This window comes from Plantactinospora siamensis (genome assembly GCF_042434095.1).
Lineage (GTDB): Bacteria > Actinomycetota > Actinomycetes > Mycobacteriales > Micromonosporaceae > KBS50.
In genome coordinates this window covers 615746-641314 of the sequence record NZ_JBHLUE010000002.1, presented here as the reverse complement: position 1 = coordinate 641314, position 25569 = coordinate 615746, and the positions used below count along the sequence as shown (strand labels likewise).

The 25569-nt window shown below is 74.2% G+C and carries 25 protein-coding genes; 8 read left to right on the top strand and 17 right to left on the bottom strand.

The window, feature by feature from the left end; all coding sequences use genetic code 11:
• The first annotated feature begins 204 nt into the window (after window positions 1-204).
• Window positions 205-2262 carry a SpoIIE family protein phosphatase gene (locus ACFFHU_RS04510; RefSeq protein ID WP_377335915.1) on the top strand — a complete coding sequence of 686 codons (2058 nt, stop codon included), beginning with the start codon at window positions 205-207 and terminating at the stop codon, window positions 2260-2262.
• A gap of 109 nt (window positions 2263-2371) precedes the next feature.
• Here ACFFHU_RS04510 and ACFFHU_RS04505 read toward each other — a convergent pair whose 3' ends face one another.
• Complete coding sequence (locus ACFFHU_RS04505) at window positions 2372-3721, bottom strand: FAD-binding oxidoreductase (RefSeq protein ID WP_377335913.1); 1350 nt, start codon at window positions 3719-3721, stop codon at window positions 2372-2374.
• A gap of 168 nt (window positions 3722-3889) precedes the next feature.
• Here ACFFHU_RS04505 and ACFFHU_RS04500 point away from each other — a divergent pair, with 168 nt between their 5' ends.
• Together ACFFHU_RS04500 and ACFFHU_RS04495 are read left to right on the top strand one after the other, a co-directional pair.
• Window positions 3890-5992, top strand: coding sequence for a S9 family peptidase (locus tag ACFFHU_RS04500; protein WP_377335911.1), 2103 nt, complete (start codon window positions 3890-3892; stop codon window positions 5990-5992).
• A gap of 55 nt (window positions 5993-6047) precedes the next feature.
• A complete protein-coding gene (locus ACFFHU_RS04495; RefSeq protein ID WP_377335909.1) occupies window positions 6048-7289 on the top strand; it encodes a ricin-type beta-trefoil lectin domain protein in 1242 nt (413 codons plus the stop codon).
• Window positions 7290-7405: 116 nt separating this feature from the next.
• Here the strand turns inward: ACFFHU_RS04495 and ACFFHU_RS04490 are convergent, their stop codons facing one another.
• Window positions 7406-8350, bottom strand: a complete 945-nt coding sequence (locus tag ACFFHU_RS04490; protein WP_377335907.1) for a threonine ammonia-lyase — start codon at window positions 8348-8350, stop codon at window positions 7406-7408.
• Window positions 8351-8558: 208 nt separating this feature from the next.
• Here ACFFHU_RS04490 and ACFFHU_RS04485 point away from each other — a divergent pair, with 208 nt between their 5' ends.
• On the top strand, window positions 8559-9413 hold the full coding sequence (locus ACFFHU_RS04485) for a DUF4352 domain-containing protein (RefSeq protein WP_377335905.1): 855 nt from the start codon (window positions 8559-8561) through the stop codon (window positions 9411-9413).
• A 5-nt stretch (window positions 9414-9418) separates the two neighbouring features.
• On the opposite strand, the gene ACFFHU_RS04480 is transcribed toward ACFFHU_RS04485, so the two are convergent.
• The 12 genes from ACFFHU_RS04480 to ACFFHU_RS04425 all read right to left on the bottom strand — a co-directional run bounded on the left by ACFFHU_RS04480 (window position 9419) and on the right by ACFFHU_RS04425 (window position 20762).
• Window positions 9419-10969 carry an FtsX-like permease family protein gene (locus ACFFHU_RS04480; protein WP_377335903.1) on the bottom strand — a complete coding sequence of 517 codons (1551 nt, stop codon included), beginning with the start codon at window positions 10967-10969 and terminating at the stop codon, window positions 9419-9421.
• Window positions 10966-11670 (bottom strand): ABC transporter ATP-binding protein, encoded by a 705-nt coding sequence (locus ACFFHU_RS04475; RefSeq protein ID WP_377335901.1) that lies wholly within the window; start codon window positions 11668-11670, stop codon window positions 10966-10968. The genes ACFFHU_RS04480 and ACFFHU_RS04475 overlap by 4 nt, the downstream gene beginning before the upstream one ends.
• Entirely contained in the window at window positions 11667-12203 is a 537-nt protein-coding gene (locus ACFFHU_RS04470; protein ID WP_377335899.1) for a PadR family transcriptional regulator, read from the bottom strand. Before ACFFHU_RS04470 ends, ACFFHU_RS04475 begins: the two co-directional genes overlap by 4 nt.
• A gap of 115 nt (window positions 12204-12318) precedes the next feature.
• A complete protein-coding gene (locus ACFFHU_RS04465) occupies window positions 12319-13866 on the bottom strand; it encodes a DUF6297 family protein (protein WP_377335897.1) in 1548 nt (515 codons plus the stop codon).
• A 13-nt stretch (window positions 13867-13879) separates the two neighbouring features.
• Window positions 13880-14539 carry an ABC transporter ATP-binding protein gene (locus ACFFHU_RS04460; protein WP_377335895.1) on the bottom strand — a complete coding sequence of 220 codons (660 nt, stop codon included), beginning with the start codon at window positions 14537-14539 and terminating at the stop codon, window positions 13880-13882.
• Between the two features lie 67 nt (window positions 14540-14606).
• Window positions 14607-14984 carry a VOC family protein gene (locus ACFFHU_RS04455; protein ID WP_377335893.1) on the bottom strand — a complete coding sequence of 126 codons (378 nt, stop codon included), beginning with the start codon at window positions 14982-14984 and terminating at the stop codon, window positions 14607-14609.
• A 15-nt stretch (window positions 14985-14999) separates the two neighbouring features.
• Window positions 15000-16535 (bottom strand): SpoIIE family protein phosphatase, encoded by a 1536-nt coding sequence (locus tag ACFFHU_RS04450; protein WP_377335891.1) that lies wholly within the window; start codon window positions 16533-16535, stop codon window positions 15000-15002.
• A gap of 1 nt (window position 16536) precedes the next feature.
• Window positions 16537-17865 carry an ATP-binding protein gene (locus tag ACFFHU_RS04445; RefSeq protein ID WP_377336073.1) on the bottom strand — a complete coding sequence of 443 codons (1329 nt, stop codon included), beginning with the start codon at window positions 17863-17865 and terminating at the stop codon, window positions 16537-16539.
• A gap of 167 nt (window positions 17866-18032) precedes the next feature.
• Entirely contained in the window at window positions 18033-19061 is a 1029-nt protein-coding gene (locus tag ACFFHU_RS04440) for a SpoIIE family protein phosphatase (protein ID WP_377335890.1), read from the bottom strand.
• Window positions 19049-19471 carry an anti-sigma regulatory factor gene (locus ACFFHU_RS04435; RefSeq protein ID WP_377335888.1) on the bottom strand — a complete coding sequence of 141 codons (423 nt, stop codon included), beginning with the start codon at window positions 19469-19471 and terminating at the stop codon, window positions 19049-19051. Before ACFFHU_RS04435 ends, ACFFHU_RS04440 begins: the two co-directional genes overlap by 13 nt.
• Window positions 19472-19473: 2 nt before the next feature.
• Window positions 19474-19884: an STAS domain-containing protein gene (locus tag ACFFHU_RS04430; RefSeq protein ID WP_377335886.1), complete on the bottom strand. Its 411-nt coding sequence runs from the start codon at window positions 19882-19884 to the stop codon at window positions 19474-19476.
• Complete coding sequence (locus ACFFHU_RS04425) at window positions 19884-20762, bottom strand: STAS domain-containing protein (protein WP_377336071.1); 879 nt, start codon at window positions 20760-20762, stop codon at window positions 19884-19886. The genes ACFFHU_RS04430 and ACFFHU_RS04425 overlap by 1 nt, the downstream gene beginning before the upstream one ends.
• 205 nt (window positions 20763-20967) lie before the next feature.
• On the opposite strand from ACFFHU_RS04425, the gene ACFFHU_RS04420 reads away from it, so the two are divergent.
• Window positions 20968-21324: an STAS domain-containing protein gene (locus ACFFHU_RS04420; RefSeq protein ID WP_377335885.1), complete on the top strand. Its 357-nt coding sequence runs from the start codon at window positions 20968-20970 to the stop codon at window positions 21322-21324.
• Between the two features lie 97 nt (window positions 21325-21421).
• Here ACFFHU_RS04420 and ACFFHU_RS04415 read toward each other — a convergent pair whose 3' ends face one another.
• Together ACFFHU_RS04415 and ACFFHU_RS04410 are read right to left on the bottom strand one after the other, a co-directional pair.
• Entirely contained in the window at window positions 21422-21814 is a 393-nt protein-coding gene (locus tag ACFFHU_RS04415) for a hypothetical protein (RefSeq protein WP_377335883.1), read from the bottom strand.
• Window positions 21811-23235: an MFS transporter gene (locus tag ACFFHU_RS04410; protein WP_377335881.1), complete on the bottom strand. Its 1425-nt coding sequence runs from the start codon at window positions 23233-23235 to the stop codon at window positions 21811-21813. The genes ACFFHU_RS04415 and ACFFHU_RS04410 overlap by 4 nt, the downstream gene beginning before the upstream one ends.
• A 187-nt stretch (window positions 23236-23422) precedes the next feature.
• Between ACFFHU_RS04410 and ACFFHU_RS04405 the strand changes: the two genes are divergently transcribed.
• Complete coding sequence (locus ACFFHU_RS04405; RefSeq protein WP_377335879.1) at window positions 23423-24058, top strand: FadR/GntR family transcriptional regulator; 636 nt, start codon at window positions 23423-23425, stop codon at window positions 24056-24058.
• Between the two features lie 41 nt (window positions 24059-24099).
• A complete protein-coding gene (gene mscL, locus ACFFHU_RS04400) occupies window positions 24100-24552 on the top strand; it encodes a large conductance mechanosensitive channel protein MscL (protein WP_377335877.1) in 453 nt (150 codons plus the stop codon).
• A 186-nt stretch (window positions 24553-24738) separates the two neighbouring features.
• Here the strand turns inward: mscL and ACFFHU_RS04395 are convergent, their stop codons facing one another.
• Entirely contained in the window at window positions 24739-24966 is a 228-nt protein-coding gene (locus tag ACFFHU_RS04395; RefSeq protein WP_377335875.1) for a hypothetical protein, read from the bottom strand.
• A gap of 167 nt (window positions 24967-25133) precedes the next feature.
• Here ACFFHU_RS04395 and ACFFHU_RS04390 point away from each other — a divergent pair, with 167 nt between their 5' ends.
• Window positions 25134-25508 (top strand): hypothetical protein, encoded by a 375-nt coding sequence (locus ACFFHU_RS04390; RefSeq protein ID WP_377335873.1) that lies wholly within the window; start codon window positions 25134-25136, stop codon window positions 25506-25508.
• Window positions 25509-25569: the final 61 nt, after the last annotated feature.

Genomic DNA, 25569 nt, shown 5'->3' with positions numbered 1-25569 from the left:
GGAGGCGGGACCGGTGGTGGTCGGCCCCGCCCGTGGCCAGCACCCATCATGGTGCGGGGAGCGCCCGACTGCCAAGGCGCGCCGATCGCCGGCCTGCGGCGAATTCGTACGGGAAAGAGGCGAATGCCGTAAACGTCCCTCGCTACCGACTGTAACGGCTCGACCGGCTTGGAACTGGACGCCCGGCCGTGGAGGATACGAGGGGTGTCCACGGAGCGGAACCTGGCCGGCGGTACCGACGAGCGTGTCCGCCGTGTCCGGTTGCCGGCCGACCGGCGGACGCCGGCGACGGCCCGCGCGCTGGTCCGGGCCGTTCTGGTCGAGGCCGGCCTCGACGAACTGCTCAACGAGGCGCTCCTGCTGACCACCGAGCTCACCACGAACGCGGTCGAGCACGCCCGCACCGAGCTGGACATCGAGGTGCTGGCGGACGACGAGGGCCTCAACGTGATGGTCTCGGACTTCGCGGCCGGGCCCATCGACGACGTGACGGCCGGGCCCCGCAACGACGCCTCGGACATCACCGAGGTCTCCGAGCGGGGTCGCGGCCTGCTTCTGGTCGACCACTTCGCCAGCCGGTGGGGCACGCTGCACCTGCCGACCGGCAAGGGCGTGTGGTTCCGGCTCGACCGCAAGGCGCGGTCGACCGCCCCGCGCGACATCGCCGGCCGGGCGTTGACCGCCACGGCCGAGGGTCCGCCGCCGACCGCGCCGAGTGCCGGCGCCATGACCACGCTGATGCAGCTGGCGCCCGACCCGTACGCGGACGACCCGCTGCCCGACTTCGCCGCCGGGCTGCTCGCCCGGGTGGCCGAGATCCTCGGCGCGGCCGGCGGCACCGTGCGGCTGGACCGGGGCGACGGCGACGGGCTCCAGGTGCTGGCCCGGTACGGCCGGCAGCCCCGGCACGACGACGATCAGCTGCGCATCCCGCTCGCGGTGAACCGGCCGTACCACGGCGAGGTCGAGCTGGACGTGGCGCCGTCCGGGTATGCGCGACCGCTGGCGGCGCTGATGGCCGAGCGGCTCTCCCTGCATCTGGAGAACGACCGGCTACGCCGGACCGACCTGCGCCGGCAGACCTGGCTCACGTTCCTCGCCGAGGCCAGCGAGCTCCTCGCCCAGTCGCTGGACGTGGAGCTGACCATGGCCCTGGTGCCGCAGCTGGTGGTGCCCAGGCTCGGTCGGTGGTGCGCGGTGCACACCGTGGACGAGTGGGGACGGCTGCGGCTCTCGGCGGTCACCCACGAGGACGAGGCGGCGCTGCCGGAGCTCGACAAGCTGCTCAAGGAGACCGACCCCGACTCGGTGCAGGGGACCCTGCGGGAGGCCGTCCGGTTGGGCATCCAGCTGCCGATCGGGCCGCCGCTGGAGGGCATCGCCGTACCGCTGGTGGCTCGCGGGCAGCGGCTCGGCACCCTGGCCGTCGGCCGGCACCAGCGCAGCCGGCACGACCCGGACGAGGTGGGCGTGCTGGAGGACGTGGCCCGGCGGGCCGGGCTGGCCATCGAGAACGCGCGCATCCACGCCGAACGGCGCCGGGTGGCGCAGACCCTGCAACAGTCGCTGCTGCCGCCGGTGCTCCCGGTGGTCCCCGGGATCGGCTTCGCGGCCGAGTACGTGCCGACCGGCGACGTGGCCGACGTGGGCGGCGACTTCTACGACGTGGTGCCGCTGCCGGACGGCCGTTGGCTGGTGGTGGTGGGCGACGTGTCCGGCAAGGGCGTGCAGGCCGCCACCGTGACCGGCCTGGTCCGGGACGTGATCCGGGTCCTCGTCGGCGACGGCAAGCCGCTGCCGGAGGCGCTGAGCCGGCTCAACGAGACGCTGGTCGAGCGGGGCGGCGGGCGCTACTGCACGCTGGCGCTGGCCGCCGTCCGACCGGTCGGCCCGGACCGGCTCGACGTCTCGCTGCACCTTGCCGGGCACGACCGGCCGGTGCTGGTCCGCGGCGACGGCCGGGCGTCGTTCGTGGGCAGCGGCGGCACCGCGCTCGGGCTGCTCGACACGATCGTCTCGCCGGCCGCCGAGGTGCCGCTCGGGCCGGGCGACGCGCTGGTCTTCTACACCGACGGGGTGACCGAGCGGCGCCGCGGCAGCGAACTGTTCGGCACCGAGCGGCTGCGGGCCGCCGCCATGCCGCTGGCCGGCTATTCGGCCGACGTGGTGGCGGCCCGGCTGCGCACCACGGCCATCGGCTTCTCCGCCGAGCCGCCCCGGGACGACATCGCCATCCTGGTGCTCCGCAACGACGCCGCCTGAAAGTTATGCCGGACCGCGGGCTCACCGGCCGCCGGGGAAGCGGCTGGTTCTGCTGGTCCGTCGGCTCACAGGCCGCCGGGGAAGCGGCCGGTTCTGCTGGTCCGTCGGCTCACAGGCCGCCGGGGAAGCGGCCGGGCGCCAGGCGATGGTCCGGGTCGTACCGCTCCTTGACCCGGCGCAGCAGCGGCAGATCTGGCAGCTGACCCCACAGGTCCACGGCGCCGCGGACCTCCGGCGGCGCGGCGAGCACCAGGCACCGCCCCGAGCGGGCGGCGAGCACGTCCCGGACGGACGTGAGGATGGCCGCCACCCGCGGCGGCGGCGTGGCCGCCGGCAGGGCGGCGTGCACCACCCCGAGCCCAGCCGAACCGCGCACCGCCACCGGCGTGCCGGCGGCGTCCCGCAGGGCGTAGACCGCCGCGTGCAGATCCCCGATCGGCACCTCGATCCGGAGCGCCACGTCATCGCCGTCGAACGGGTACCGCCGCCACCACGGCGGTGGCGCCGCGGCGCCGCGGGCGGCCGTGCCGAGGATCCGACCCAGCCGCCGGGCCCGCTCGGCCACCTCGGCCGGGCCGCCCTCGATGAGCACGGCCAGCGTGCCGGACCCGCCCGTCGGGCCGCTCCGGGCGGGCCGGGCGGTGCCGGCCGGATGCCCGCCGCGGTCCGCCGGATATCCCGGGCCGCCGACCGGTTCCGGAACGGCCGCCGGCAGATCCACCTCGATGGCCGCCGGCTCGATGGCGCTCGCGAGGATCTCGCCGACCAGATTGTGCACCTCCAGCGGGGTCCACACCGGACGGAGCAGCCAGAACCGGCGGGCGGGCACGGGCTGCACGCGCAGGGTGGCCGAGACCAGCACGCCGAGCGCGCCCTGCGACCCGCACAGCAGCGAGGCCAGCTCGGCGGGCGCGCCCTCGGGGCCCGTGCCGGCCAGCCGGACCGGCTCGCCGCCGGCGTCGACGTAGCCCACCTCGACGACCTGCGAGCAGGGCGAACCGTGCCGGTGCCGCAGCGGGCCGGCCTCGTCGGCCGCCACCACGCCGCCGACGGTCGCCCCCTCGGACCGGACGTCGATGGGCAGCCGCTGGCCGGACCGTTCCAGCACCGCCTGTACGGCCCGGATGGGCGTGCCGGCGCCGACCTCGGCGGTCAGCTCGCCGGTCGACCGGTGCCACACCCCGGCGAGCCGGCCCGTGTCGAGCAGGATGTCGAGGTGGGCCGGCGTCGCGCCCCAGTCGATCTTCGTGCCGGCGCCGCGGGCCACCACGGACAGGTCGTACTCCGCGGCGAGCCGGAGGACCTCGCCCACCGCCGCCGGCGAGCCGGGCACGGCCACCCACCGCGCCGGCCGGCCGGCCACCTCGTCGGCGCCCCCCGCGGGACGGGCGAAGCCGGAACCGCAGATCTTCTCGAGCCGTCCGCCGATGCCGGGTAGCGGCTGATCACCAGATGTCATCACACCCCCCACTCCTCGTTATCGTACATGTGTACGAACGAGGGACAAGGGCGGGGTGGCCCGGCGTTAACAGGGGGCCCTTCCTATACCGCAGGCGATAACAAGGGGCCCTTCCTTCGCGGGCGGCGTCGGGTGGGGCGGGCGGGGGTGGCCGGTAACGTGGCCGGGGTGACGACGGAGATGCCGGCCCCGCCGGCCGCCAAGCGGGTCCCGAGCGAGCGCACCCACCACGACGACACGGTCATCGACGAGTACGCGTGGCTCGCCACCAAGGACGACCCGGAGACGCTCGCCTACCTGCGAGCCGAGAACGCGTACACCGACGCGGCCACCGCGCACCTGGCCGGGCTGCGCGAGACGCTGTTCACGGAGACCCGGCGGCGGACCCGGGAGACCGACCTCACCGTGCCGGTCCGCAAGGGCGGCCACTGGTACTACACCCGTACGGAGGAGGGTCAGCAGTACGGCATCCACTGCCGGCGGCCGATCGCCGAGGGCGAGAGCGAGCCGCCGAGCACGGACGACGGCGCCCCGCTGGCCGGCGAGGAGATCCTGCTGGACGGCAACGCGCTGGCCGAGGGGCACGACTTCTTCGCGCTGGGCGCCTTCGACGTGAGCCCGGACGGGCGGTGGCTGGCCTACTCCACCGACTTCGCCGGGGACGAACGGTTCACCCTGCGGATCAAGGACCTGTCCACCGGCGACGTGCTGGCCGACGAGATCCCCGGCACCTTCTACGGCACCGCCTGGTCCGCGGACGGCTCGGTGCTGTTCTATCTGACCGTCGACGAGGCCTGGCGGCCGCACCGGGTCTGGCGGCACACGCTCGGCACGCCGACCGGTGACGACGTCATCGTGTACGAGGAGCCGGACGAGCGGTTCTGGGTGAGTGTCGAGCTGACCCGCTCGGAGAAGTTCATCCTCATCGACATCGGCAGCAAGATCACCAGCGAGGTGCGGGTGATCCCGGCCGGCAACCCGACCGGGGAGCCCGCCGTGGTGGCGCAGCGGCGGCAGGGGGTCGAATACTCCGTCGAGCACCACGGACATCGGTTCCTGATCCTGCACAACGACGGCGCCGAGGACTTCGCGCTCGCGTACACGTCGGCCGACGCCCCCGGGGCCTGGACGCCGATCATCGAGCACAGTCCGGGCACCCGGCTGGAGTCGGTCGACGCGTTCGCCAACCACCTGGTGGTCTCGCTGCGCAGCGGCGGGCTGACCGGGCTGCGGGTGCTCGCCGTGGGCAGCACCGACGCGTACGACGTCCCGTTTCCCGAGCCGATCTATGCGGTGGGCCTGGACAGCAACCCCGAGTACCACACCGACACCGTCCGGATCAGCTACACCTCGCTGGTCACGCCCGAGTCGGTGTACGACGTCGACCTGGTCACCGGCGCGCTGACGCTGCGCCGGCGCCGGCCGGTGCTGCCCGGCCCGGACGGCCGCGAGTTCGATCCGGCCGACTACGAGCAGCACCGGGAGTGGGCGGTGGCCGACGACGGCACCCGGGTGCCGATCTCGCTGGTCTGCCGGGCCGGTACGCCCCGGGACGGCTCCGCCCCCTGCGTCCTGTACGGCTACGGCTCGTACGAGGCCAGCATGGACCCGTGGTTCTCGGTTCCCCGGCTGTCGCTGCTGGACCGGGGCGTGGTCTTCGCGGTGGCGCACATCCGGGGCGGCGGCGAGCTGGGGCGGCGCTGGTACGACCAGGGCAAGATGCTGGCCAAGAAGAACACCTTCACCGACTTCGTGGCCTGCGCCCGGCACCTGGCCACCACCGGCTGGACCGCGGCCGACCGGCTGGTGGCCCGGGGCGGCTCGGCCGGCGGCCTGCTGATGGGCGCGGTGGCCAACCTGGCGCCGGACGCGTTCACCGGGATCGTGGCGCAGGTGCCGTTCGTGGACCCGCTCACCTCGATCCTCGACCCGTCGCTGCCGCTCACGGTCACCGAGTGGGAGGAGTGGGGCAACCCGCTGGACGACCCCGAGGTGTACGCCTACATGCGCTCGTACGCGCCGTACGAGAACGTCCGCGCCGTGCGCTATCCGGCCATCCTGGCGCTGACCAGCCTGAACGACACCCGGGTGCTCTATCACGAGCCGGCCAAGTGGATCGCCCGGCTGCGCGCCGTGGCGCCGGACGGGTCGTACCTGTTGAAGACCGAGCTGGAGGCCGGGCACGGCGGGCCGAGCGGCCGGTACAACGCCTGGCGCGAGGAGGCGTTCGTGGCGGCGTGGATCCTGGACCGGCTCGGCCGCAAGGAGTAGCGATATCTGTTAAGAACCTTGCCTAATCCGCCGGCATGACGTAGAAGTTACATCTATGAATATCCGGCGACTGCTCGCCGGCCTCGCGCTGGCCGGTTTGACCTGGACCTTCGCGACCACCGTCACCGCGCCCAGCCCCGCGATCGCGGCACCCGGCGCGGTGACCTGGAGCGACGACTTCAACGGCCCGGCCGGCAGCGCGCCGGACCCGGGCCGGTGGAAGCACGACATCGGCGGCAGCGGGTGGGGCAACAACGAGCTGGAGTACTACACCGACAGCACCCGGAACGCCGCGCTGGACGGCAACGGCAACCTGGTCATCACCGCCCGCCAGGAGAACCCGGCCGGCTACCAGTGCCACTACGGCAGCTGCCAGTACACGTCCGCCCGGCTGCTCACCTCGGGCACCTTCCAGCAGGCGTACGGCCGGTTCGAGGCGCGGATGAAGCTGCCCCGCGGCCAGGGGATGTGGCCGGCGTTCTGGATGCTCGGCGCCGACATCGGCAGCGTCGGCTGGCCCAACAGCGGCGAGATCGACATCATGGAGAACATCGGCCGCGAGCCGAGCACCGTGCACGGCACCATCCACGGGCCCGGCTATTCCGGCGCCGGCGGCCTCGGCGCGCCGTACAGCCTGCCCGGCGGCCAGGCGTTCGCGGACGCCTTCCACACCTTCGCGGTGGACTGGGCGCCCGACTCGATCACCTGGTACGTCGACGGCACCGCGTACTCCCGGAAGACGCCGGCCGACGTGGGCGGCAACCGGTGGGTCTTCGACCACCCGTTCTTCCTGCTGCTCAACCTCGCGGTCGGCGGCGGCTGGCCGGGCAACCCGGACGGCAGCACGAGCTTCCCGCAGCAACTGGTGGTCGACTACGTCCACGTCCAGGCCTGGGACAACGGCGGTGGCACGCCGGGCGGCGGGGCCATCGTCGGGTACGCGAACAAGTGCATCGACGTGCCGGGCGGGATCTCGGCGGACGGCGCCCGGTTGCAGCTCTGGGACTGTAACGGCACCCCGGCACAGCAGTGGAGCTTCCCCGGCGACGGGACCGTGCGCGCCCTCGGCAAGTGCATGGACGTGGCGTGGGGCTCGACCGCCAACGGCGCCGCCGTGCAACTGGCGACCTGCTCCGGCAACCCGGCCCAGCAGTTCCGGCTCACCGCCGCCGGTGACCTGGTGAACCCGCAGGCCAACAAGTGCGTGGACGTGGCCGACTGGAACAGCGCCAACGGCGCGCCGCTCCAGACCTGGGACTGCACCGGCGGCGCCAACCAGAAGTGGCGCCGCGCCTGACCCGCTTGACCCTGTGGATCATGGAGTTGTGGCGGGAGATCAGCTCCCATCTCCCCCGCCACAACTCCATGATCGACGGATCAGGAGGGCCGGACGGGGGCAGGACGGGGGACAGGTCAGGGGGCGAGGGCGGCGGTTAGCACGGCGGGGTCGATGTTTCCGCCGCTGATCACCGCCACCGCGGGGCCCGGCCGCAGGTCGGCGGCGCGGAACAGCGCGGCCGCGGTGGCCACCGCGCCGCTCGGCTCGACCACCAGCCGGGTGCGCCGGACCAGCCGGGCCAGCGCCGCCATGATCTCCTCCTCGGTAACCGTGAGGATCCCGTCCAGCCGGTCCCGCAGGTGCGCGAGGGTCAGATCGGACAGGTTGGTGCGCAGCCCGTCCGCGGCGGTCCGGTAGGTCAGCTCCGGGCCCCACCGGGCCAGCGCCCCGGTGGTCAGCGACTCCCGGGCGTCGGCCGCCAGCTCCGGCTCCACGCCCAGCACGACCGCCTCCGGACGGAGCGACTTGACCGCCGTGGCGACCCCGGAGGCGAGTCCGCCGCCGCCGACCGGGACCAGCACGGTGGCCACGTCCGGCAGGTCGGCCACGATCTCCAGGCCCACCGTGCCCTGCCCGGCGATGATCCGGCGATCGTCGTACGGCGGGATGAGCGCCGCGCCGGTCTCGGCCGCCACCCGCTCCGCCTCGGCGAGCCGGCGGGCGGGCGGCACGAGCAGCACCTCGGCGCCGAGCCGCCGGATCGCCTCGACCTTGACCGCCGGCGCGCCCTCTGGGATGACCACCGTGCACGGCACGCCAGCGGCCGCGGCGGCCCAGGCCAGCGCCTGCCCGTGGTTCCCCGAGGAGTGCGTGACCACGCCCCGGTCCCGCTCGGACGGATCGAGCCGGGCGACCGCGTGGGTGGCGCCGCGCAGCTTGAACGAGCCGACCGGCTGCAGGCTCTCCGGTTTGACCCACAGCCGGTCGTCCCATCCGCAGGGCAACAGCGGGGTGCGCACCACCCGGCCCGCGACGCTGTCGGCGGCGCCCCGCACGTCTTGCAGGCTCACGAGATCCACCCGCCCATCCTGACCGACGGCGCAACCGACCGACCACCCGCCATCCCGCCGAGCACCGAGCACCGAACGCCGAGCACCGAGCACCGAGCACCGAGCACCGAGCACCGAGCACGAGCACGAGCACGAGCACCGATGGACCCAACCCCGGGATCGCGTGCGGACGAAAGCCTAGAATTCAGGCGAATGCCCCGCCAACCTGGAGACCGCGATGACCACGCCCGAGCCGGCCGACCGCGGCTCCCCGCCGAACGAGCCCGGCCCGGCATCCGGGGTGGGCCGCAGCGGCACCCCGGCTCCGGAACCCGGCGGGACGCTCAGCAGCGAACCGGGGGCGCCCGGCGTGCACCCGGGGGCCGAGCCGGAGCGGGCGCCGCTGCCGGCCGACTGGTCCACCCCGGAAACCGTGGCCGATGCTCCGCCGCTGGGCGGCGTACCGGAACCGCAACCCGGACCGTCCCCGGAGCCGGCGGCGGGGCGCGCGGCCGACCCGGCGGCGGGGCGCGCGGCGGCGCGATCCGCGGCACCGCCCGGGCGGTCCGGGCCGCGGCCCTGGCTGATCCTGGCGGTGGCCCTGCTGTTCCTGGTCTGCTGCTACGGCGGCGCGGCCGTGGCCATCTTCGCCTGGGGTCGGGACGCGCTCTCCGCCGTGCGCGACCGGACCGAGCACGCCGTACGGCTGGGCCAGCCGGTCCGGGACGGTGACCTGGAGTTCCGGGTGGACCGGGTGCGATGCGGGGTCAGCCAGGTCGGGGATCCGATCGTGAACCAGACCGCCGTCGGCCAGTTCTGCGTGGTCGACCTCGAGGTACGCAATCTGAGCGGCGGGCCGGTGCTGCTGCGCGACGACCGGCAGCAGGCGTACGGCAGGCGCGACCGGCGGTACCCGCCCGACTCCGACGCCAGCATCCTGGCCAACATCGACCAACCGGTCTTCCTCGCCGACATCGACCCGGGCCAGCTGGTCACCGGCGCCATCGTCTACGACCTGCCGGCCAACGACCGGATCGTCCGGCTCCGGCTGCACGGCTCCGCCTCGTCGAAGGGCGCCCTGGTCCGGGTCTGACCGCTTCAGCCGACCCGCAGCTCCTCGACCGACGTGGCGGCCCGGATCACCAGCCCGGCCACCCCCACCGTGACCAGCACCGCCGCGAGGGCGCCGGCGCCGAACAGGGCCAGCTGCCCGAACGGTACGGGCACCAGCCGGTGCACCTCGTAGGCCCGCTGGTATCGGTCGGCGATCGCCGGATCAGTGCAGCTCAGGCCGGGCGGCGGCACGCAGGACGAGCCGCCCTCGGTGACCCGGTCGCCGCTGAACATCCGGCCCAGGACCGCACCGACGGCCAGCGCCAGCAGGATGGCCGGCACGGCGGGCGCCAGCACCTGCCAGCCGATCGACCGGCCGAGCACGCCGCGCGGCACGCCTCCCGCCACGAGGTTCGCGTACGACCGGCGCCGGGCCACGATGCCCTCGCCGGTCGACACCAGCAGCCCGCCGGCCGCGAGCACGAGCGCCACGAGCACGGCGAGGTTCACCAGGCTCATCGTGTCCAGATAGAACGTGTCGGGATCCACTCGCATCGGCGGCCGCCCACTGGCCAGGTCGGAGAGCCGTTGGGATTCAACCTGCATCTCCTGCAAGGTGCGGAAATACGCCCGGAAGGCGGACGCGCCGGCCCCGAAGATCACGCAGGACAGCAGGGCGGTCAGGGTCCGGCTGCCGGACCACGGGTCGGCCAGCAGCCGCCGGGCGGCCAGCAGCGCAGCCGGGCGGCGGGCCAACCGGTGCAGCACCCGGCCGGTGTTGTACGAGATCCAGCCGGCGCCCAGCACCACGCCGAGCAGCGCGAGCGCGTTCCCACCGAACAGCAGGGCCAGCAGCGACCAGCCCGGCAACCGCCAGTGGAGGCGCTCGCTGGACTCGGTCAGCGGCTTGATGGCGGCGAACGCGGCGAGGCCGAGCCCGATCAGCACCCCGGGCAGGATCCCCGGCACGCCGCGCGGATCGGTCCGCCGGACCACGCCGAACGGGCTCAGGGTCACCCGGCGCAGCATGATCGCGGTGGCCAGCGCGGCCAGCACCGGCAGGCCGAGCACCAGGGCGGCCAGCACCGGCGCGGGCGGCAGCACATCGGTGGGCAGCGCCAGCTTCCCGTCCGGGCCGGGGTGGCCGAGGACGCGGCGACCCACCAGATAGACCGCGAGCGCGGCGACCGAGCCGACCAGCCCGGCCAACCCGGCCTCGCCGGCCGCGATCAGCACGGCCTGCCGGGGCGTGGCGCCGGCCAGCCGGATCGCCGCCAGCCGCCGGTCCCGGCTCGGCGCGCCCAGCCGGGCGCACTGACCGGCCAGCGCCAGCACCGGGATGAGCAGCAGCAACAGCGCGATGGCCAGTCCGGGCCGCAGGCCCGGCTCGGCCAGCAGGTGGTTACGGTACTGGTCGGAGTTCCCGCCCCAGTGGTCGTTCGGATCGGTGACGTGCCGGGTGGGGATGGCCAGCACGGTGGCCGCGGCCAGCGCCGCGAGGGTGGCCAGCAGCGCGCTCAGCCCGGTCAGCACCACCCGGAGTGCGTCGGTACGGGTGCCGGCCAGGGCAAGTCGTACCAGCGTGGCGGGCTTCACCGGCGGTGGCCCGGTAGCGACTCGGCGAGCCCCAGCCCGGTGGGGTCGAGCTGGCCGTCGCGCAGCGCCAGCTCCCGGTCGGCGTACGCGGCCACCCGCGGTTCGTGCGTGACCAGCACGACCGAGGTGCGCTGCTCGCGGGCCACCCGGACCAGCTGGCCGAGCACCTGCTCCCCGGTGAGCGAGTCGAGCGCCCCGGTCGGCTCGTCGGCGAACAGCACGCGGGGCTCGGTGATCAGGGCCCGGGCCAGCGCGCACCGCTGCTGCTGGCCGCCGGACATCTGGCCGGGCCGGCTGTCGGCCAGGTCGGCGACGCCGAGCCGGTCCAGCCAGCTCAGCGCCGCCGTCCGCGCCTCTCGCCGCCCCGTGCCGGCGAGCAGCAACGGCAGCGCCACGTTCTCCGCCGCCGTCAACTCGGGAACGATCTGCCCGAACTGGAACAGCACCCCGAACTCCGTACGCCGCAGCCGGGACCGGGCCGCCTCGGACCAGGTGTCGATCCGGTGCTCGCGGTACTCCACCTCGCCCGCGTCGGGCCGCAGGATGCCGGCCAGGCAGTGCAGCAGCGTCGACTTGCCGCAGCCGCTCGGCCCGGTGACGGCGAGGATTTCCCCCTCGCCGAGGTCGATGGTCACGCCGCGCAGCGCGGGCGTGAGACCGTACGACCTGACCAGTCCGCGAGCTCGCAGGAGTGTGGTCATGCGCGCACCTCCCGGTGCCAGTCGGTGACCCGCTCGAGGGTGGTCGCCAGCCACCGCAGGTCCGCGTCGAGATGGGCGATGGCGAAGTCGGCCGCGACCAGGTCGCCGAGGGTGGCCCCGGGCTCGGTCTTGATCCGGGTGAGCTCGCGCAGCCGGTCGCTGTGCGCCCGGCGCTGGGCGATGAGGTAATCCCGCGCCACCCGGTCGTCGGCCACCAGCAGGGCCACGGTCACCTTGGCCAGCAGGGTGCTGGAGACGTACGGGGCCGGGGGCTCGACCGCGGCCAGCCAGTCCGTCACCGCCTGCCGACCGGCGGCGGTGATCCCGTACGAGGTGCGGTCCGGCCCGGCGTCGCGGTCCTGCCCGACCTGCTCCACCAGCCCGTCGCGCTCGAGCCGGCCGAGCGACGCGTACACCTGACCGTAGGCCAGCGGCTTGGCCCGGGGCAGCCGGTCGTCGTGCGCCCGCTTGAGCTGGTAGCCGTGCAGCGGGCCGGCCGACAGCAGGCCGAGCAGCACGTGCTGGGTGGACATGCGCCATACTATTCATCGAATGAATAGCCGCCGTCAAGGGCACCTCGCCGAAGCGCCAAGCGTTAGGAGGGGCCCCTTCCTATACAAAAGCCGATAAGAAGGGGCCCTTCCTTACCTACAGGCGGCTGTCGAGGCGATCGGCGCGGCTGAGGTAGAAGACCAGGCCGCCGATCGACAGGGCGGCCTGGACCAGCACGGTCTGCCAGTCCGGGGCGACGCCGCGGAGCAGCGTCAGCAGGGCCGGGGCGCCCAGCAGCACCAGCAGGTCGAGCCCGGAGAGCAGCCAGAGCAGCGGGCCGGTGGCCAGGCTGCCCATCGGCGTCTCGATCGGCATGAGATCGTGCCGGACGTTGCCCACCCGGGCCCGGCGGACCGCCGCCACGGCCACGGCCGGCCCGAGCGCCAGGCCCAGCGCCCACCACGGTCCGGCCGGCAGGTCGCCGAGCAGTCCGGTGATCGACAGCGCGGCCGCGGCCCACACCGCGGCCAGCGCCACCGGGGCCGCCAGCCGGCCGGTCAGCGCCTGCCGTCCGGTCAACCCGAGCAGACGCAGCAGCGCCGGCTGCGCGCTGTCCCGGCGTACGGCGTCGACGGTCGTGGTGGCCGCGGCGAGCGCGCCCCCGAAGGTCACCACGGCCGGGAGCCAGCGGGGGCCGGCCGTGGCCACCGCGGGCCCGAGCGTCCCGACGGCCAGCAGGAGCAGGCGGGCGGGGCGGCGGCGGAGCACGAGCAGGTCGTGTTGCATCGGCAGCGCCCAGGCCGGCACGCGGCGCAGCCGCACCGAGCGCAGCGCCCGGGACCGCCAGTACCGGCGCTGGCCGGCGTCCACCGCGAACGACGGCTCGACGGCCACCGCCGCGTCGAGGTAGCTGCCCCGGGTCTCGGTGGCGTCCCGCACCAGGTGCGCCGGCAGCCCGTCCAGCAACCGCACGGTGGCGACCAGGGCGCTCAGCAGCAGGATCGCCGCGAGCCCGGCGAGCACCGGGGCCGCAGCCGCCGGCCCGGACGGTACGGCGACGCCGGTGGTCGGCTGCCACACGCCGGCCGCCAGCCCGGCCAGCGCCACGGCCACCACCCCGGCCACGACGTCGAGGACCCGACCCAGCCGGCCGTACCGCTGGCTCCACGCGGCGGCCAGCGCCACGACAAGGCCGAAGGCCGCGCCGGCCGGCAGCACCGCGGCGAGCGTGACCGGGTGGACGGGCCGGGCCGCGAACCGGCCGACCGCGACGGCCGCCCCCGCCGCGCCGACCACGGCCGCACCGGCCAGCCCGGCCAGCGCACCGGGCGCCAGCAGCGCCCGCCGGGAGACCGGGGTGAGGAACAGCCAGCCCAGGTCGGCCCGGCTCACGGCCAGCGGACCGGATCGGCGCAGCAGCGCGAACAGCGCGAGCGGAAGCAGGGCCAGCAGCGCGAGCGGCCGCACCGCACCGGCATCGGCCAGCGGCGCCGGATGGTGCGGCCAGACCACTCCGGTCGCCTTCTGGCCGACCAGGGCCACCGCGATCACCACGGTCATGAAGGCCAGATAGATCGTCCCGGCCGAGCCCTCGATGCCGGCCGCCCGGCGCCGCGCCCGGACCCACCGGCGCAGCCGGCGGACCGGTACCGGCCGGACCGGCGCGGCCCGGTCGGCCACCGCCGTCACCGGCTCAGCCGTCACAGGGCCACCGCCGTCACAGGGTCAGCCGTTCGCCGCCGACCTCGGCCGCGAACTCCGGGTCGTGGCTGGCCATCAGCAGCGCTCCGCCGCCGGCCACGTACGTGCGGAGCAGCTCGGCCACCACCGGCTTGATGTCGGTGTCCAGGCGCTGCTCCGGCTCGTCCAGCACGAGCAGCCTGCTGGGCCGGGCCAGCACGGCCGCGAGCAGGAAGCGCTGCCGCTGGCCGGAGGAGAGGGTGAGCGGCGCGGCGTCGGCCAGCGGGACCAGCCCGAGCAGGTCGAACAGCTTGTCCAGCGCACCGTCGGCCGGGTCGGCGCCGTGCGCCAGCCGGATCAGCTCGGCGTGCTCCCGCACGGTCAGCCCGCTGTACCAGCCCGGGTTCTCGACCGTGGTGGCCACGTCCCGCCAGAACGCCGCGGACCGCCCCGGCGGCCGGCCGAACACCCGGATCGTGCCGGCGTCGGCCGCCTGCAGCCCGGTGGCGCAGCGCAGCAGGGTGGACTTGCCGGCCCCGTTCGCGCCGGTCACGCAGAGAGCCGTACCGGCCGGCACGGTCAGCTCCAGGTCGTCGAGGACCACCGCGGACCCGTACGCCACGCGCAGGCCCCGGATCGCCACGGCCGGCACGCCCCCGGCTGTCGCGCCGGCGGGCCCGGCGGTTGCTGCGGACACGGCGCAAGTATGTCACCCCGAAGGAAGGGCCCCTCCTTATCGCTTTTCGTATAGGAAGGGCCCCTTATTAACCGGAAGGCAACCTCCGCTGCGCGATGATCACCTGGTTGCCGTCCGGGTCGGCCACCGTGGCCATCCGTTCGCCCCACTCCTGGTCCGCCGGTTCGACCAGCACCGGTACGCCGGCGGCCCGCAGCCGGGCGAGGGCGGCGTCGCAGTCGTCGACGTACGCCCAGAGGGTGAAGCGCGGGCCCGCCGTGCCGGCGGGCCGCTCGGCGGTCGCCGCCGCCAGCCCGAGGCTGGCTGCTCCCATCCGCAGCGCGACGAACTCGGGATCGTCGTCCGGAAAGCGGTAGGTGACCCGGCAGTCGAGCAGGTCGCGATAGAACCGCACGGCCGCGTCCAGATCGGGACTGGTGATGATCGGAAAGAGCTCCTGGAACACGGGGCCCGTCCTCTCTCAGTGGCGGCGGAGAGCGACCACCGCGAGGTCGTCGTGGATCTCGGCGGGGGCCAGCTCGACCAGCAGCCGCTCGCAGAAGTCGTCCAGATCCTCGTCGACCGTGGCGGCCGACCCGGCCAGCGCGCCCAGCCCCTCGTCGATGGTGGTGTCCCGGCGCTCGATCAGCCCGTCGGTGTAGAGCACCAGCGTGGCGCCCGGCGGCAGGGTGAACTCCAGGTCCTCCGGGCGGTCGGCGCGGACGCCGAGCAGCGGCGCCCGGTGCTCGAGGAACCGCACCCCATCGCCGTCGTGCAGCAGCGGCGGCAGGTGACCGGCGCTGGCCATCCGCATCCGCCCGGTACGCGGGTCCAGCAGCAGCACGCACACGGTGGCCAGCTCGCCGGGCAGCAGCGTACGCATCAGCTCGTCCACCCGGTTCAGCATCTCGCCCGGTTGGTGCCCCTCGACCGCGTACGCCCGCAGCGCGTGCCGCAGCTCGGCCATCACGGTGGCGGCGTGCAGCGAGTGCCCCGCCACATCGCCGATGGCGATCAGCAGGTGGCCGTCGAGCATCACCAGCTCGTAGAAGTCGCCGCCCACCTCGGTCTGGGCGCTCGCCGGTTCATACCGGACCGCCATGTCCAACCCGGGGATCCGGGGGATCTGCCGGGGCAGCAGGCTGCGTTGCAGGGTCACCGCGATCCGGTGCTCCTCGTCGTACGACCGCTGCGCCTCGGCGGCCGCGGCCACGGCCTGGGTGAGCTGGACCAGCACCGGCGTCCCCGGCGTCTGCCCACGCTCCGGCACCACGACGTAGATGGGGGCGCGGTCGTCCCGCAGCTTCGCCGAGGCCACGGTCACCCGCAGCTCGTCGCCCCAGTCCAGCAGCGCCCAGCGGGACGCCGGGTCGACCCGCACGGTGGAGCCGACCGGGATGCCGGTGTCGTCGACGACCCAGCCGACCAGCTCCGGCGTGGCGTCCGGCCCGCTGGCCACGGCCGCCACGCAGTCGCCGTCGGCGGTCTCGGCCACCACCGCCACCGGGTCCTTGAAGATCTTGGCACCGCCCGCCGCGGCCAGCTGGAGCAGCTCGACGAACGACGACGCGCCGGTGACCGCGAGCGTGGTCTCGGCCAGCAGGGACAGCCGGTGGGCCAGCAGCTCGGCGCGCTGGCGGGCCCGGTAGTACCGCAGCACCGCCTGGACCGTGGCGACCAGTTCCTCGGGCTCGATGGGCTCGGCCAGGTACGCGTCGGCGCCGCGGGTCAGGCCCTGCGTCCGGTCCCGTACGTCCACCGCGTGCGCGGAGACGTGAATCACCGGCAGCGCGGTGTGGGCAACCTTGAGCCGCTCGCAGACCTCGTACCCGCTCAGGTCCGGCAGCCGTACGTCCAGCACCACCAGGTCGATCGAGTCGTCCACCCGGGCCAGCGCCTCGGCGCCGGTCTCCGCCTCCACGGTCGGGAACCCGGCCCGGTTGAGCCAGCTGACCAGCAGGTAACGCTTGGTGGCGCTGTCATCGACCACCAGGATGGTGGCCGGTTCGGCGTCCATCTCAGCCTCCGGCCGCCGGCAGGGACACCACGAAGGTGCTGCCGCGACCCGGCTCGCTGGTCAGGTCGAGGGTGCCTCCGAGCAGCGTGACCAGGCGCTTGGCGTACGGCAGGCCCAGCCCGGTGCCGGCCGCCGACCGCCCCGGGACCTGGTAGAACTCCTCGAAGATCCGCCCCTGCAGCTCGGCCGGGATGCCGGGACCGGTGTCGGTGACCGACAGCACCCACTGGTCGCCTGAGCGCTCGGCCCGCATCCGTACCTCTCCCCGCTCGGTGAACTTCAGCCCGTTGTGCAGCAGATTACGCAGCACCTGGGCCAGCAGCACCTCATCGGAGCGGATTGTGGCCGGCTGCGGCGGCTCCTCCACCACCAGCTCGACCTCGGGCCGGGTGGCCAGCGCTCGCAGCGTGCCGCGCAGCTGGCCGAAGACGACCTTGAGGTCCACGTCGGCCCAGCTCACCTCGAGCCGGCCCGACTCCGCCTTGGCGAGATCCAGCAGCTCGTTCACCAGCGACAGCAGGTCCGACGCGGAGCTGCGGATCAGCCCGACCTGCCGGGCCTGCTCCCCGGTGAGCGGCTCCGAGGACGAGTCGGTGAGCAGCCGGCCGAGCCCGATGATGGCGGTGACCGGCGCACGCAGCTCGTGGCTCACGTTGGCCAGGAACCGGCTCTTCGCCTCGCTGGCCGCCCGCAGCTGGGCCGACTTCTCGTCCAGCTCGGCGTAGAGCGCCACCACGCCCTGGTTGGTGGCCTCCAGCTCCTCGGAGAGCTGCGAGTAGAGCGCCATCACGCCGTGGTTCGTCTCCCGCAGCTCCTCATTCAGCACGGCCAGCTCGTCCCGCTGGCTGCGTACCTCGTCCAGCGCCGTGACCAGCTGCTCGTTCTGCAGCCCCAGCTCCTCGAGCGGCGTGCCCGGCAGCTTGTCGGCCAGCCGGGCCCGCAGGTCGGTCAGCCGTTCCCGGTTCAGCACCGGGGCGCTCGCCGGAAGCCGGCGGGACATCCGGAAGACCGTGCTCCGGTCCTCCCGCACCGTCTCCAGGCGGTCGACCAGCCGCTCCACCGCGGCCGCGTACCCCCGGCCGCGTTCGGACAGGGCCACGGCGCCGGACGCCACCAGGTCGATCCGGAGGATCTGTCCGAGGCCGCCGGGATCCGGACCGGCCCGGAACGTGACGTCGGCCCCGCCGGCCCGGGCGAGCAACTGCCGGGCCACCTCGCTGAGCGCCGTGACGATCCGGATCTGGTCCTGGTATTCCAGGCCGATGGCGGCGGCCACCTCGCGGCCACGCTGGCGCACCATGAAGATGTCGTGCTCGACCCGCAGCGACATCCACATCAGGGCCACCGGCTCGGTGTCCGCGGCGGAGGACCCGGCCGCGGCGGAGAGCCCATCCGCGGCGGAGGACCCGGCCGCGGCGGAGAGCCCATCCGCGGCGGAGGGCCCGGCCGCGGCGGAGAGCCCGTCCGCGGCGGGTACGGGCTGGTGATCGTCGGCGCTCACGGCAGCCTCGCCACCAGCACGCAGGCGTCGTCCCGGCGCACCCCGGCGTCGCGCAGCACGGTGGCCGCGGCCAGCACGGGGGTCCGGCCGAACAGCCCGGGATAGTCGTCCGGCCGCCACCGGTCGTTCACACCGTCGGAGTGCATCACCAGAGTGTCCCCCGCGGCGTACGGGTAGTTGTATTCCCGTACCTGCCGGCGCTGGTGGCCGGCGATGCCCGGCAGCGACACCAGGCCGCGCCGTGCCTCCGCGCCGAGCAGGGTGCCGGCGATGTTGCCGAGGCCCGCGTACCGGAGCACCCCCGCCTCGACGTCCAGTTCCGCCACGGCGAGGGCCGCGCCGCGGGTGTGCCCGAGGGCCCGGTGCAGCGCCTCGACGAGCGCCGCCGGGGCCACCGCCGGGGCGGTGAGGAACGCCTGCCGGGCCGCCTGGGTGGCCGTCGCGGCCAGCGGGCCGTGCCCCAGACCGTCGCAGACCAGCACCTGGTGCCGGCCCTCCTCGACCCGGATGGCGAAACCGTCGCCGCTGATCTGCTCCCCGGTCAACGGGCGGGTGACGCCGGCCGCCCATGCCGGGCCGGGCGGCAGTCCGGGCCAGACCTGCACGGCCACCACGGTGCCCCGGTCGGGGACCGAGTGCGCGTCGTACCAGCTGGCCTGCCGGGTGATCGCGCCGATCCCCACCCCCCAGGTGCCGGTGGTGGAGTGGCCGTCCCGGGACGAGCCGACCAGGTCCGCCATCCCCGGCCCGGAGTCGATGGCCACCAGCTCGACGCCGGCCGTCGTGCCGCTGCGGACCGGACGGACCAGCAGCGAGCCCTCGGTGGCGTGCTTCACCAGGTTGCTGGTGAGCTCGGCCGCCACGATGGAGAGGCTGGCCGTACGCTGCTTCCCCAGCTCGAGCTGGGTGGCCAGCCGCTCGGCGGCCCGGCGGACCGCGGAGGCGGCGCTGCCGGACTCGACCCGAAACCAGATCCCATCGTCGTCGAACTCCGTGGCCGGGTCCGTCGCCCTCATCGGGACCATTTCGTGATGGTGATCCGGGTGCCGCGGCCCACGGCGGTGTCGATGTCGAACTCGTCCACCAGCCGGCGCGCGCCGCTCAGGCCCAGGCCGAGCCCGCTGCCGGTGGTGTAGCCGTCGGTGAGCGCGAGGTCCAGGTCGGCGATCCCCGGCCCCTCGTCGATGAAGACGATGCGTACGCCCCGGCGGCGGCTGCTGCCGTCGATCGGGTACACCTCGACCGACCCGCCGCCGCCGTAGACCAGGGTGTTGCGGGCCAGCTCGCTCGCCGCGGTCACCAGCTTGGTCTGGTCGACCAGGGAGAGCTTGGCCGCCACGGCCACGGTCCGGACGAGCTGCCGCACCCGTACGACGTCCTGGTCGGCGCTGATCGTCTGGACCTGGGGTTGGCCGAGATCAAGCTCGGCGGTCATGGCTACGACGCCACCGGTTCGGCGTCGGGGCTTTCCGGCTCGTACGCGCCAAAGTCGTCGTCCCGGCTGGCGGCGATCAGGTCCATCCCCCGCTCGACGTTGAGGGCCGTGCGGATGCCGTTGAGCGACAGCCCGAGCTCGACCAGCGTGATGGCCACGGCCGGCCGCATCCCGACCACCACCGTCTCGGCGTCCAGCACCTTGGAGATGGAGGCGATCGTGGACAGCATCCGGCCGATGAACGAGTCGACGATGTCCAGCGCGGTGATGTCGATGATCACACCGTGACAGCCGGTGGCCACGATCCGGTCGGCCAGGTCGTCCTGCAGAGTGACGGCCGTCTGGTCGGACATGTCGACCTGGATCGACACCAGCAGGACGTCACCGATCTTGAGGACGGGTACCCGATCCATCAGGCCTCCCGCCGGACCGCGGGCCGGCGCTGGGGGTCGACGCCGGTGAGCCGGAGCACGTGCCGCAGCGCGTCCGCGAGGCTCGACTTCGTGGCGATGTCGCCGAACTCGATGCCCAACGCCACGATCGTCTGGGCGATCTGCGGACGGATGCCGGAGATGATGCAGTCCGCCCCCATCAGCCGGGCGGCCACCACCGTCTTGAGGATGTGCTGCGCGACCTGGGTGTCCACCGCCGGGACACCGGTGATGTCGATGATCGCGTACGGCGAGCCGGTGTCCACCAGCGTCTGCAGCAGGCGCTCCATCACCACCTGCGCGCGGGCCGAGTCGAGGGTGCCCACCAGCGGGACCGCCACGACGCCCTCCCAGAGCTTCACCACCGGCGTGGACAGCTCCAGCAGCTGCTCGGCCTGGTCTGCGATGAGCTCCTCCCGGGCCTGCGAGTAGGCCTCGAAGGTGAACAGGCCCAGATCGTCGATCAGCCCGGCGAACATGATGTAGTCGTCCAGCCGGACCTTTCCCTGCCCCTCGGTGCCGAGCGCGCCGCGCAGCGCATCCTTCAGGGCGAAGATGCTGACCGCCGTCTCAGTGGCGCTGAAGCCCTGCCGGGCGCGCGAACGGGACAATTCGCTCAGCACGGCCCGGATCTCGCCGCCGGCATCGGACTTCAGGTCGAGCCCGCGCCCGGAGGCGCCGTCCCGGAGACCGGCGGCCAGCGCCTCGTGCAGCTCGCGAACCTGCCGGTCGAGTTCGACCTGGCTCAGTCGGCCGCGCAGCGACGTCGAGACGACGTCCGTCCACCGTTTGACGATCTGGTCGGAGTGCTGACCTAACAGGTCGGCGAACCGCCCGCTCTCTTCCGCGTTGAGCGCCACCACTACCTCCCAGGAGCCGGACCGGCCGGACTCTACCACCGGAGAACGATAGCTAGTTGCCGCCAAGCAACGAGCCGGGGCCGCCCCCTCGACGTGACGCAGCGGACAGCCCGACGGGGATTCGTCGCTGAACTGATACCACCCATCCCGTCCTGCAATCCTCCGAGTCTGTCGGGTACGGTTCGACCGAATACAGGAGGTCCGAATGTCGTTGACGGTGAACACCGAACAACGCGGCGACGTGGTCGTCGTATCGGTCGCGGGCGAGCTCGACATGGCGACCGCGCCGCAATTGCAAGACCAGATCACGGACCTGCTGGAAAAGGGTCGGAGCCGGCTGGTTTTCGACCTGGCGGACGTATCCTTCTGCGATTCGACCGGTCTGTCGGTGTTCGTCCGGGCAAAGAACAGCAGCGACGAGGCGGGCGGGGTCGTCCGGCTGGCCGCCCCGCAGCGCGGCGTGCTGCGCATCCTCGAGGTGAGCGGGCTCGTCGAGGTGCTCCAGACGTACCCGACGGTCGACGAGGCGGTTGCCGGCGCGCCGACCACGACCTCGAACTGATCGGCCCGCTCCCGCCCGAGCCGCCCCGCCGGCCGGCGACCCCGGCCGGCCCGCGCCGGGACCGGGAGCGCGTCAGTTAGGCAGTCGATGGCCAGGATCACCGGCTGCCCGTAATGGTGCTCGCGGTCACCTCGCCGTCGCCGGCCGGCCCTCCCTCGAGGCTGACCCGGTCGCCCGGCTTCAGATCACCCAGCTTCCCGGGCACCCGCACGGCGGTCTTCCCGTTCGTCCTTATCGTGATCAGCTCGCCGGACGCCGTCTGCACATAGATGGTGCTGCCGTCCACCAGCTTCACCGTCCCGGCAGCCGCGGCGGAACCGCCGCCGCTGGCCGGCCCGGAGCTGGCGGCGCCACCGCCGGTGTTGCCGCCGGCCGGATCGCCCGTACCCAGCCCCGCAGCCAGCTGAGACTCCGCCCGCCGGTCGGCTGCCGGCCGATCCTCGGCCGACCGGCGGGCGGTCCCGACCTGGCGGTGGCCCGCCGCCGTCACTCGTCCTCGACGTACCGGGGACGGGCGATGGCCAGGCCCGCCACCATCTGCACGGCGAGCGCGCCGAGGAGGAACCCGATCGGCACCCCCCAGCCGCCGGTGGCGGTGTAGAGCAGGCCCACCAGCAGCGGGCCGAGCGCCGCGATCAGATAGCCCGTGCTCTGGGCGAACGCCGACAGCGCCACCGTGCCCTGCGGGGTACGCGAGCGTAGGCCGATGGCCGCTAGGGCCAGCGGGAAGGCGCTCTGCCCGACGGCCAGGATGGGCACCCAGAGCAGCGCACCGGGGCGGGGGGCCAGGGCCAGCCCCAGGTACGCCAGCGCGGTGGCCGCGGCCAGCCCGACCACCAGCGGGCGCAGCGTGCGGAGCCGGGTCGCGATCGCCGGCATGAACAGCGCCACCGGCATCCCGATCGCGCTGACCGCGGCCAGCAGCAGGCCGGCCGCCTCGGCCCGGTAGCCGGCGTCCCGAAACAACTGGGCCAGCCAACCCATCACCGCGTACGCGCCGAGGGACTGGGTGCCGAAGTACACCGCCAGCGCCCAGCCGAGCCGGGTCCGGGCCGGGCGCACCCGGGCCGGCGGCGCGGCGGCTCCGGCACTGCCGGCTCGGGCGGCCGCTTCCGGCGCGGGCCGGCGGCGGCGGGCCAGCGGGACCAGGACCGCCACGGCCGCCAGTGCCAGCAGCGCCCAGACGCCGAGGCCGACCCGCCACGAGCCGGAGGCGCGGGCCACCGGCACCGCCGCCGCGGCGGCCACCGTGCCGCCCAGGGTGAGCGACATCGAGTACGCGCCGGTCACCAGTCCGGCCCGGTGCGCGAAGTGCTGCTTGACCAGCATCGGCAGCAGCACGTTGGCCACCGCGATGCCAGCCAGCGCCAGCGCGCTGGTGACCACGAACACCAGCGGCGACCCGGTCAGCACCCGCAGCAGCTGGCCGCCGGCCAGCGCGGCCATCGCCACCACGAGCACCCGCGCCGGGGCGTACCGGCGGACCAGCCACGGGGTCAGCGCGCCGACGCCGGCGAAGGCCAGCGTCGGCAGCGTGGTCACCAGCCCGGCCGTGGCGCCCGAGAGGTGCAGCCCCAGCCGTACGTCGTCGAGCAGCGCGCCCAGCCCGGTGATGGCGGCCCGCAGGTTGACCGCAACGAGCAGCAGCGCGACCAGCGCCAGCAGCCCAGCGCCGGCGGGCGTGCCTGGGGCGGCGGGGCCGGCCGGGGCGGCGAGGCCGGCCGGGGCGGCGAGGCCGGCCGGGGCGGCGAGGTCGGCCGGGGCGGAAGGTGCCCCGGCGGCGCCATGGAGGTCGGCCGCGCCTGGCGCCTCGGCGGGTGGTGGCGGCATCGCCGCCGGTACGTCGGTCGGAGCGGGGATTCGCGACGTCGGAGGTGCCGGGGTGGGCGTGGAGCGGGCCGGCATGGTCATACCGGTGACCCTACAATCATGGGATGAATTTGGACCGAGGCTGTAACCGATGACACGGGCGGTCGATCCCGGCCCGGTCCAGCCGGGTTCCCCGGGCCCCGATCCGGACCGGCCCGGATCGACGGGCCCCGGCCCGGATCGGCCGGGATCGACGGGCCCCGGCCCGGACCGGCCGCGACAGACCCGGGTGCGGCAGACCATCGAGCGGCTCCGGGCCGAGGTGGCGGCCGGGACGTGGCCGGTTGGCAGCCGGATCCCCACCGAGCCCCGCCTGGTCGAGGCGTACGGGGTGGGCCGGAACACCGTCCGGGAGGCGGTCCGGGCGCTCGTCCACGCGGGCGTGCTGGAGTGCCGGCAGGGTTCCGGGACGTACGTGGTCGGCACCGACGAGCTGGCCGGGGCGGTGGCGCAGCGGGTCACCGACGACCGGCTCGGCGAGGCCGTCGAGGTGCGCCGGGCGCTGGAGATCGAGGCGGCCCGGTTGGCCGCGATCCGGCGTACCGAAGCCGACCTGGCGGCGCTCGACGGCGCGCTCGCCGCCCGCGCGGCGGCGTGGCGGACGGGCCGCGCGGACGTGTTCGTCGAGGCGGACGCGGCGCTGCACACCGCGGTGGTGACGGCCGCACACAACGCGATGTTCGCCGAGTTGTACGCCTCGTTCGGCGCGGCCCTGCGGGCCAGCGTCGCCGCGGCGGTGGGCCCTGACCTGCGGCCCGACCGATACGTCGACCACGACCGGCTGGTGGCGGCCATCCGCGCCCAGGATCCGACCCGGGCGGCAGAGGAAGCGGCACGTTTCCTCAACCACCCATCGAGGAATTAGGGTCCTCGCGCGACAGCCAACCGGACAGCGTGGGAGTGGGCATGCTCAAGGGCTTCAAAGACTTCATCATGCGCGGGAACGTCGTCGACCTGGCGGTCGGCGTCGTGATCGGCGCGGCCTTCACCACAGTGGTGGGGGCCTTCACGAATGGGTTCCTCAAGCCGCTGATCCAGCTGGTCAGCGGCGGCCGCGGTGTGTCCGCCGGGGCGTGGCACGTCCGGGGCATCCCCTTCGACTACGCCACGTTCATCAACGCGGTCATCACGTTCCTGCTCACCGCCGCCGCGCTCTACTTCCTGGTGGTCTTCCCGATGAACAAGCTGGCCGAGCGGCGCCGGCGCGGCGAGGAGCCGCCGCCGGCCGCGCCGAGCGAGGAGGTCAAACTGCTCACCGAGATCCGGGACGCGCTGGTAGCCCAGAGCAACAGCACCCCCGAACAGCGCCGCAGCGCCCTCGACGACCTCCTCAACCGCGAGCGCCAGCCCGACGCCTGAGGCGCAAGGACGGATCCTCCGGGGGCACCCCGGCGCAGCATGTGCCGCCGGAGGATCCGCCGGGGCCCCTTCTTATCGCTTTTTGTATAGGAAGGGGCCCTTTTAACGGGGGCAGCCCCGCGCGCCCTCCGGGCCCGATCGGCGGCCGCCGTCCAGGCCCGGCCGCGGCCGCCGCACGATGATGGATCAGCGGGGCCGCGCGGACAGCTCCCGCCAGGTGTCCGGGCCGGTGAGCAGGGCGCGGACGGCGTCGTACGCGGCGTCCTCGCTGTCGTACTCGAAGAACCGGGAGATGCCCTCGGCGCCGCCGGCCCGCTGTTCGACGTGCCACCGGTCGGCATCCACCCGGAGGAAGACGTCCCGCCGCGCCATCCGTCCCCATTTGCCGTTCCACCAGTGCCTCCGCTGCTCCATGGCAGCACGATATCGAACATACGTTCGACTATGTGCGCCGGTTGGCCAGCCGGCGGACGTTCGGCCCAGCCGGCCGCCCGGTCCGACTCAGCCGGCTCGGACGCCGCCCGTTCAGCCGGCTCGGATGTCCGGTTTAGCCGGCCTGGCGGCCGGGAACCGATCTGGGCATGCAGCCTGACGTACCCACAACGGCCCAGCCGATCGCCCAGGTCAACAACGGCATGCGGGTGGTCGACGCGGCCGGCCGCGAGATCGGGACCGTCACCGAGGTGCGGATGGGCGACCCGAACGCGGTCACCGCGCAGGATCCACCCGGCGGCGAGGGCGTGCTCGCCGGCAAGGTCCCGCACACCGAGGACGGCGACGAGCCGGACGTGCCGGCCGACCTGGCCGCCCGGTTGCTGCGCTCCGGGTACGTCCGCGTCGATTCGCGCGGCCTTTTCCAGGGCGACCGGTACGCGCTCGCGGAGCAGATCGCGAAGGTCCGGGAGGACGTGGTGGAACTCGCCGTCCCGGTGGCCGACCTCGCCGCGGAGTCCTGAGCGGGTTCCCCGACAGAGCGTGTCCGACAGTTCGGCAGAGCGCAGGCACGCGAAGACCCGG

What these genes read in the sequence shown, in the direction of transcription:
- ACFFHU_RS04470 (WP_377335899.1), bottom strand. Translation starts at nt 12,203, where the DNA reads ATGTCCACCCAGCACGTGCTGCTCGGCCTGCTGTCGGCCGGCCCGCTG.
- ACFFHU_RS04410 (WP_377335881.1), bottom strand. Translation starts at nt 23,235, where the DNA reads ATGACCATGCCGGCCCGCTCCACGCCCACCCCGGCACCTCCGACGTCG.
- ACFFHU_RS04505 (WP_377335913.1), bottom strand. Translation starts at nt 3,721, where the DNA reads ATGACATCTGGTGATCAGCCGCTACCCGGCATCGGCGGACGGCTCGAG.
- ACFFHU_RS04450 (WP_377335891.1), bottom strand. Translation starts at nt 16,535, where the DNA reads ATGGACGCCGAACCGGCCACCATCCTGGTGGTCGATGACAGCGCCACC.
- ACFFHU_RS04475 (WP_377335901.1), bottom strand. Translation starts at nt 11,670, where the DNA reads ATGACCACACTCCTGCGAGCTCGCGGACTGGTCAGGTCGTACGGTCTC.
- ACFFHU_RS04445 (WP_377336073.1), bottom strand. Translation starts at nt 17,865, where the DNA reads ATGTCGCTGCGGGTCGAGCACGACATCTTCATGGTGCGCCAGCGTGGC.
- ACFFHU_RS04395 (WP_377335875.1), bottom strand. Translation starts at nt 24,966, where the DNA reads ATGGAGCAGCGGAGGCACTGGTGGAACGGCAAATGGGGACGGATGGCG.
- ACFFHU_RS04435 (WP_377335888.1), bottom strand. Translation starts at nt 19,471, where the DNA reads ATGACCGCCGAGCTTGATCTCGGCCAACCCCAGGTCCAGACGATCAGC.
- ACFFHU_RS04390 (WP_377335873.1), top strand. Translation starts at nt 25,134, where the DNA reads ATGCAGCCTGACGTACCCACAACGGCCCAGCCGATCGCCCAGGTCAAC.
- ACFFHU_RS04420 (WP_377335885.1), top strand. Translation starts at nt 20,968, where the DNA reads ATGTCGTTGACGGTGAACACCGAACAACGCGGCGACGTGGTCGTCGTA.
- mscL (WP_377335877.1), top strand. Translation starts at nt 24,100, where the DNA reads ATGCTCAAGGGCTTCAAAGACTTCATCATGCGCGGGAACGTCGTCGAC.
- ACFFHU_RS04495 (WP_377335909.1), top strand. Translation starts at nt 6,048, where the DNA reads ATGAATATCCGGCGACTGCTCGCCGGCCTCGCGCTGGCCGGTTTGACC.
- ACFFHU_RS04485 (WP_377335905.1), top strand. Translation starts at nt 8,559, where the DNA reads ATGACCACGCCCGAGCCGGCCGACCGCGGCTCCCCGCCGAACGAGCCC.
- ACFFHU_RS04440 (WP_377335890.1), bottom strand. Translation starts at nt 19,061, where the DNA reads ATGGTCCCGATGAGGGCGACGGACCCGGCCACGGAGTTCGACGACGAT.
- ACFFHU_RS04430 (WP_377335886.1), bottom strand. Translation starts at nt 19,884, where the DNA reads ATGGATCGGGTACCCGTCCTCAAGATCGGTGACGTCCTGCTGGTGTCG.